Source organism: Litorilinea aerophila, from assembly GCF_006569185.2.
GTDB classification, from domain to species: Bacteria; Chloroflexota; Anaerolineae; order Caldilineales; family Caldilineaceae; genus Litorilinea; species Litorilinea aerophila.
This window is the reverse complement of sequence record NZ_VIGC02000059.1, coordinates 1-7,652: the sequence shown is the minus strand read 5'-3', so window position 1 is coordinate 7,652 and position 7,652 is coordinate 1. Positions and strand designations below refer to the sequence as shown.

Below are 7,652 nucleotides of genomic sequence, written 5' to 3'. Positions count from 1 at the left end.
TTTCACCTGGTTCAAGCGTCAGATGGTTCCGTTTGCCCGGTCCGAGGAGCATTTTACGCTACCCCTTGTGGATCGGCCCTTTTTGTTGTCCCTTTCTGGTTGAATGACCCTTTTTACAGGGGAGTCAAAGATGGCTTCCCTGCGAAAAGTTTTTTCACCGCTGAGACGCAGAGGGCGCAGAGGGAGTCCAGAGAGCGCAGCGAAAACCCAGCGGCCTTTGCGTCTCTTCTGGGTCTCTTCGTGGGTCTCTCCGGTGTTCTTGCAGCAGCGCCATCTATGGTTTTCCAGACAAACCTGACGTTTACGTCAATTTTCGGCAAAATCAAGACGTTTTGCCTATTGCGGAATCGGCTAAAAATATGGTAAACCTGAACCTGTATTGTTGATTCATCGTCCTTGTTTGCAGTGGGACTGCCAACGGTTGTTGAGCCTGTCGCCAACGGAGCGAGACCCGGATGGGAGCAGAAACGAGGCACTTGGCTGACTCTGTGTCAAAGTCGGCCATGGGCTACAAAGATGGAGCCGTACCAGGTGGCAGCCATGGGGAACCGTTTCCCCACTTCTATCGTTCCATTTTTAGTCTAGTTCGACCTCTCCATCCGTAGTTCCATATCATCGCCAATGGCGTTCCAGCAAGCAGTTTAATCCACCACGTGTCCGCATAGCGCTCTTTGCTTCTATCCATTCTGTTGATCCGCACCACCCGGACGTGGAGTCGATCCTGAAGGCAGGTTTGTGATGAGGAATAGTGTCTTGACGGAGCCAGGCAACGCCACCCGTATCCCCGTCGAAAGTCAGCTACGCACCTCCCGCCGCTTCCTCCAGTCCGCTTTGGACGCCCTGCCCAGCAAGGTCGCCATCCTGGACAGGGACGGCGCCCTGGTGGCGGTTAACGCAGCCTGGCGTGAACATCCAGAGATTCCCCACGGAGCCGGAGGGAGTTCCCCGATTGGACAAAACTACCTGGCCGCCCTGGCCCAGTCCGTCGGGGATCCACAGATCGGGGATGCCATCCACCGGGGGCTCCAGGAGCTCCTGACAGGAGCCCGGACCTCGTTTCAGGTGGAATACGGCTGGCCCGATGGGGAAAACCCACACTCCTGGTATGAGCTGCGGGCCAGCCGCTTCCATGTGGACCAGGACACCTATATCGTTGTAGTGCAGGATGACATCACCGCCCGCAAGGAAGCGGAACAGGCCCTGCTGGATGCCGCCGCCCTGCGGGAACGGAGCCGGCTGGCCCGGGAGCTCCACGACTCGGTGACCCAGGCCCTCTACAGCAGCGTCCTGTACATTGAGGCGGTGCGCCTTTCCTTCGCCAACGGCCAGGCGAACCTGGTGGAAGAGAACCTCCAGGAACTGCACGCCATGATCCGCCAGGCCATCGCCGACATGCGGCTGCTCATCTTCGAACTGCGCCCCCCCATCCTGGACGAGGTGGGATTAACCGGCGCACTCCAGGCCCGTCTGGAAGCAGTCGAAGTCCGCTCGGGCATCCACCCCCATCTGCGCATCACGGGGGATGTCCCGCGCCTCTCCGAAGCGGCTGAAGTGGAAAACGAACTATACCGAATCATCCAGGAAGCCCTCAACAACATGCTCAAGCATGCCCAGGCCAGCCAGGTGTTCATCGACCTCCATGTGGCGGCAGACCGGGTCCGGCTGACCATTCAAGACGATGGCGTGGGCTTTGACCCGGCCAGCCAGGAAGCGGGCGGGATGGGGATCCGGAACATGAAGGAACGGGCCCAACAACTTGGCGGTGAGCTGGCCATCTACAGCTGCCCGGGCCAGGGCACCCAAATTCAGGTGGAGGTACCCCTATGAGCCAACACCCCATCCGTGTCTTGATTGTGGACGATCACACCATCGTGCGCAAAGGCACCCGCGCCCTGTTCGTCCACATCCCGGACATTGAAGTGGTAGGCGAAGCGGCCAACGGGCTGGAAGCCATTGACCAGGTGGAGGCCCTGAACCCGGACGTGGTCCTGTTGGACCTGGTGATGCCCGGCATGGACGGCATCGAGGCCATCCGCCACATTCTGGCCATTCGCCCCAACGTGCGCATTCTGGCCCTGACCAGCTTTGCCAGCGACGACAAGGTCTTCCCGGCCATCAAGGCGGGCGCCCTGGGCTATCTGCTGAAGGACGCCAACACCGACGAGCTGATCGAGGCGGTGCGCCAGGTCTTTCGGGGGGAGCCCTCCCTGCACCCGGTCATCGCCCGCAAGATGCTCAAAGAGCTGAGCAAGCCGCCCGGTGAAAAGGAAGTGCCCCTCACCGATCGGGAGGTGGACGTGTTAAAACTGGTGGCCAAGGGCATGAGCAACGAGGCCATCGCCCAGGAGCTGGCCATTGCTGAGGTCACCGTCCGCACCCATGTGAGCAACATTCTGAGCAAGCTTCGGGTCTCCAACCGGGTGCAGGCCACCCTCTACGCCCTGCACGAAGGCCTGGTCTCTCTGGACGAGATTCAATTCCCAGGCAAAACATCCCGCTAGCACAAATTGACATCAATGACATCAAAAAGTGGCGCAAATACGCCCACGGGCTTCGTGGTACGTGGTGCGTGATCCGTTGAACAGGTACACGCACCACGTACCACGTACCACGCCAGAAACCGTTGGTGGCTGGACGCGGCCATGAACTGGCACCGGATAGGCCCAGTGCCCCTGGTCGGACATGGGTCCCCTGTCAGTGAATTCCCACAGCATCGCCGACAGCCAGGAGCGTCCAGGCTGCTGATCCTCCTCCACGCTGCGCTCACAAGCACTCCGATTTTCGCGGCGGTCTGAATCTACCCTTTGTCTCTCCTCTCCCTCTCCGTCAATCTGATAGCATGGGAAGTAAACGACTCTACCTCTCTCCCACCATCACCGGCCATTGGCCGGTTACTCGCCTCCCCTCCTTTGCCGCCTACATCGCCGGAGGCCTTCCAGAACCGATACGTCCTCTACCCATTCTGTTCTCTTTTGTTCAGCACAGACACAGACTTCTGGAAATCCCAAGGAGCCTCCCATGTCACAGCAAAGAACCACCTGTCAGTCGGAACCCCACTGTTGTTTGAATACGCCCGCCTGGGATCCCAGCCCCGTCGGCCATACCCGCGGAGCCCGGGGCTGGCGCCGACTTTGGGCCATCTGCCTGCTGCTAATGGTGGGCCTGCTGGCCCAAACCCGAGAAGCCCGCGCCGATGTGGCCGCGCCCGGCTGCCAGGGGGAGGCCTGTGTGACCGCCGGGACGACCCTGACCACCGTGGATAGCCAGGACAGCGCCCTGCTCAACGGGCTGCTCAGCAGCCTGAGCGGCGCCAGCGTCAGCCTCTCCGTGGGCGACTACCAGGCCCTGGCCGGCGGCCACATTCAGCTGGGCGGGCTGCTCCAGCAGCTCCAGGCCGACCTGGGCGCCGCGTCGCCGGAGGCAGTGCTCACGGCAGAGATCACCCTGGGAGAGCTGATGGAGGCAGCGTCAACTGTAGCCGCCAGCGGTGGCAACCCAGCCGCGGCCACGGCCCTGAACCAGCTTCAGGTGGCCCTGGGCGGCCTGACCGGGACCATCCAGCTGGGTGCGCTGCTGGTCATCGAGGTGGACCAGGGCAGCGTGGGCGCGGTCCAGCTGAACCTGCTGGACCTGGTGGTAGGCGTCATCGAGCTGTTCAACGGTGAACATGTCCTGCTCACCCCCGTGGGCGTGACCCTGTCCGGCGCGGACCTGGGGCTGCAGGGCCTGCTGAACCAGGTAACCATCCAGGCCCAGGCTTTGGACGCCCCGGTGATCGTCTGTGGCACCGACGGCGCCCAGTTTCATTCCGCCACCCTGCGGGTAGCCCTGATCGTAGATCTGGTGGATACCAGCCAGGGCGGCAGCATTGACCTGGGTTTGGGTACCTCTGCCCAGGTCAACGTCATCCTGGGTCAGCTCAACCTCTACGTGCAGGTGGGGCAGGGGCAGGGAACCATCACCCTGGTGGATGCCCTGGCCAACGCAGTCACCGTCCAGGCCACGCCGGGTGTGACCGACCTCTACCTGGGCCAGATGGACCCGACCCTTTTCTTCTCCCGGACCCATACCATCTCCGCGACCACCGACCTGGACTACGGCGTGGTGGCATCAGCCCAGATCAATGCATCCCTTCTGGGCATTCCCATTAACCTGCCTTCCCTGATCGACGTTGAGGCAAAAACCTTTGGCAGCGTCGCTGGCGGCACGCCATCCACCCTCACCTTCCAGGGCCCCTACCCGGAAACCCAGGAGGTCGCCGTGACGGGTAGCGACTCTGGTTCCCTGGCCGCTACCCTCCTCGCCAACCTGGACGTGAACGTGGAGCTGGCCGGGCTGGGACTGGGTGCTCTCCTCGATCCCATCACCGATCTGATCGGCACCCTGGTCAACGATCTACTCGACGGTGTGCTGACCCCCTTGCTGGACAGCCTGGTCGACCCCCTGCTGGATGCCATGGGCGTGGGCCTGGGCAAGATGGATGTAACTGTGCTGGGCGTGGCCCAGGCCTGTCCAGACTTAAGGGTGGAGAAGGCCCACAGCGGCACCTGGATCGCCGACGAAACGGGCCAATACACCATCACCGTGGAGAACGTGGGTACCCTGGCCACCAGCAGCCTTATCACCGTGGTGGATCAGTTGCCGGCAGGCCTCAGCTACCTCTCTTTCAGCGGCAGCGGCTGGGTTCTGGCAGGCCAGGCCGGGTCCAGCGTTTCCTTCACCCATCCCGGCCCCCTGAACCCAGGGCAGACGCTGCCCACCCTGCTGCTGACCGTCGATATTGCCTCCACCCTGAACGATACCGTGACCAATACGGTCTCTGTGAGCGTCCAGGGCGACTCCCAGAGCGCCAACAACCAGGCCCACGATGTCACCACGGTGATAGATCAAGATCTGGATGACGATGGGCTGACCAACCAGGAGGAGTCCACCCTGGGCACCGACCCCACCGACCCCGACACCGATGACGACGGCACCCTGGACGGCCAGGACCCTGAGCCCCTCAACCCCTGCATCCCCAACAGCCAGGCTGGCCCCTGTGACCAGGACAACGACGGGCTGACTAACCAGGAAGAGTCCACCCTGGGCACCGACCCCACCGATCCCGACACCGATGACGACGGCGTCCTGGATGGCCAGGACCCTGAGCCCCTCAACCCCTGCGTCCCTAACAGCCAGGCTGGCCCCTGCGACCAGGACAACGACGGGCTGACCAACCAGGAAGAGTCCACCCTGGGCACCGACCCCACCGACCCCGACACCGATGACGACGGCACCCTGGACGGCCAGGACCCTGAGCCCCTCAACCCCTGCGTCCCCAACAGCCAGGCTGGCCCCTGCGACCAGGACAACGACGGGCTCACGAATACCGAAGAAGCCAACAAGGGCACCGACCCCACCGATCCCGACACCGATGACGACGGCGTCCTGGACGGCCAGGACCCTGCCCCCCTGGACCCCTGCATCCCCAACAGCCAGGCCCAGGGCTGTAGCCAGGGCGGCGATGAGCCCTCTGACCAGGATGGCGACGGCACCCCTGACGACCAGGACACCGAGCCGACCAGCCCGTGCGTGCCGGATCCCAACGCCCCTACCTGTGACCAGGACGGCGACGGGCTGACCAACCAGGAGGAGACCGCCTTGGGCACTGACCCCACCGACCCCGACACCGACGACGACGGCGTCCTGGACGGTCAGGACCCCGCGCCCCTGGATCCCTGTGTTCCCAACAGCCAGGCGGACGCGTGTACGGTACCCACGACAGAGCAGCTTCGCCTCTTCCTGCCGTCTGTCTACAACTATCGGTGAGCCAGCGGGAACACCGATAGTTCCCCACCCAATTCCTCTGCCAGCATGGGCCAGCGTCGCCAGACGGCACCGGGCCCATGCTGGCTCACTTTTCCCTTCCCTGCTACGTGAACAGATCCCTTCCGGCTTCCCCTTCCGCGCCGGTATTTACGCCAGGCTATACCGGCCTTTTCGCCATCTTCCTCAAAACTGCTATACTGAAAATCTGAAGTCTGCTCATATTTATGGAATCTGAGCCAGGCAGCGGAGCAATTGACGTAACTAACAGGGGAGCATCCATGACCGCGATCAAATTTGGGACCGACGGCTGGCGCGGCCGCATTGCCGATGACTACACCTACGCCAATGTGCGCCGCTGTACCCAGGGTTTTGCCCAATACCTGAAGCAAAAGCACCCTTCTGGGACGGTGGTGGTCGGCTATGATCGGCGCTTCTCGGCCGAGCATTTCGCGGCCACGGCGGCCCAGGTGCTGGCCGGCAACGGCTTTCACGTGTTGCTCACCCAAAGCGCCACCCCCACACCGGTCATCAGCTACAGCGTGAAGGCCCGGCAAGCCATCGCCGCCATCAACATCACCGCCAGCCACAACCCACCGGAAGATTGCGGCTTCAAAGTGCGGGATGAACACGGCGGCGCTGTCGCCCCGGAAGGGCTGGCCCAAATTGAAGCCCTCATCCCCCCCGCGGCGGATACCGGCGCCATCGCCCAGATGGATCTGGCTGCTGGCCTGGAAAGCGGCCAGATCGAATACTTCGACCCCAAGCCGGCTTACCTGGCCCACCTGGCCGAGCTCATCGATGTGGGGCCCATCAAACAAGCGGGCCTGAAGATCGTGGTAGACAACATGTGGGGCAACGGCGCAGGCTGGCTCAGTGAAATCCTCCAGGGTGGCCGCACCCAGGTGATCGAGGTCCACGCCGAGCGCAACCCCATCTTCCCGGAAATGCAACGCCCGGAACCCATCCCCCCCAACGTGGATGCCGGGCTGGCTGTGGCCCGGGAAGTGGGCGCGGACTGTGTCTGCATCATGGATGGCGACGCCGACCGCTGCGGCTTCGGAGACGAAAATGGCCAGTTTATCGACCAACTGCGGGTCTACGGCCTCCTGGCCTACTACTTCCTGGAAATCCGGGGAGAACGGGGCCCCATCGTCAAAACCCTGAGCACCACCTCCATGTTGGACAAGCTGGGGCAGATCTACGGCGTCCCCGTCATCCACACCGGCGTGGGCTTCAAGTACGTGGCGCCGGCCATGCTCAAACACAACGCCATGATCGGCGGCGAAGAGAGCGGCGGCTACGCCTTCCGCAACCACGTCCCCGAGCGGGACGGCATTCTGGCCAACCTCTACCTGTTGGACTTCCTGGTCCGCACCGGCAAGAAACCCACCGAACTGCTGGACCTGCTCTTTGCCAAAGTCGGCGGCCCCCACTACTACGACCGCATCGACATTCGCCTGACGGACAATGAGATGAAGGCCCGGGCCCGTACCCGCCTGGACCAGGTGAATATCCAGGGCCTGACCCTGGGCGGCCACCCGGTGACCGAACTGGTCACCACCGACGGCTACAAATTTGTCATGGATGATGGCGGTTGGCTGCTCATCCGCTTCTCGGGCACCGAGCCGCTCATCCGCATCTATACCGAAACCACCGACCAGGACGCGGTGGCGGCGATCCTGGACGACGGCAGAAAGCTGGCCGGCGTGTGACTGGTAAATCCCGGCAGAAATTCGCCGATCAGGCCTCTGGCCTGCGGCATAGCCGCTCGTTTCCACCAGAGGGAGCGCGCCCAGAGGGCACCTGGAATTTCTGCCGTGGTATTGACGCCAGCCTGTACTAAG

At 62.8% G+C, this 7,652-nt stretch carries 4 protein-coding genes; all 4 read left to right on the top strand.

Features of this window, described 5'->3' with window-relative positions:
• The first annotated feature begins 753 nt into the window (after positions 1-753).
• The 4 genes from FKZ61_RS23375 to FKZ61_RS23360 all read left to right on the top strand — a co-directional run bounded on the left by FKZ61_RS23375 (position 754) and on the right by FKZ61_RS23360 (position 7,520).
• Complete coding sequence (locus FKZ61_RS23375) at positions 754-1,827, top strand: PAS domain-containing sensor histidine kinase (protein WP_170200238.1); 1,074 nt, start codon at positions 754-756, stop codon at positions 1,825-1,827.
• Complete coding sequence (locus FKZ61_RS23370) at positions 1,824-2,501, top strand: response regulator (RefSeq protein WP_141612579.1); 678 nt, start codon at positions 1,824-1,826, stop codon at positions 2,499-2,501. The genes FKZ61_RS23375 and FKZ61_RS23370 overlap by 4 nt, the downstream gene beginning before the upstream one ends.
• Before the next feature lie 517 nt (positions 2,502-3,018).
• Positions 3,019-5,808 carry a DUF11 domain-containing protein gene (locus FKZ61_RS23365; protein WP_141612578.1) on the top strand — a complete coding sequence of 930 codons (2,790 nt, stop codon included), beginning with the start codon at positions 3,019-3,021 and terminating at the stop codon, positions 5,806-5,808.
• Between the two features lie 278 nt (positions 5,809-6,086).
• A complete protein-coding gene (locus tag FKZ61_RS23360; protein WP_141612577.1) occupies positions 6,087-7,520 on the top strand; it encodes a phosphoglucomutase/phosphomannomutase family protein in 1,434 nt (477 codons plus the stop codon).
• Positions 7,521-7,652: the final 132 nt, after the last annotated feature.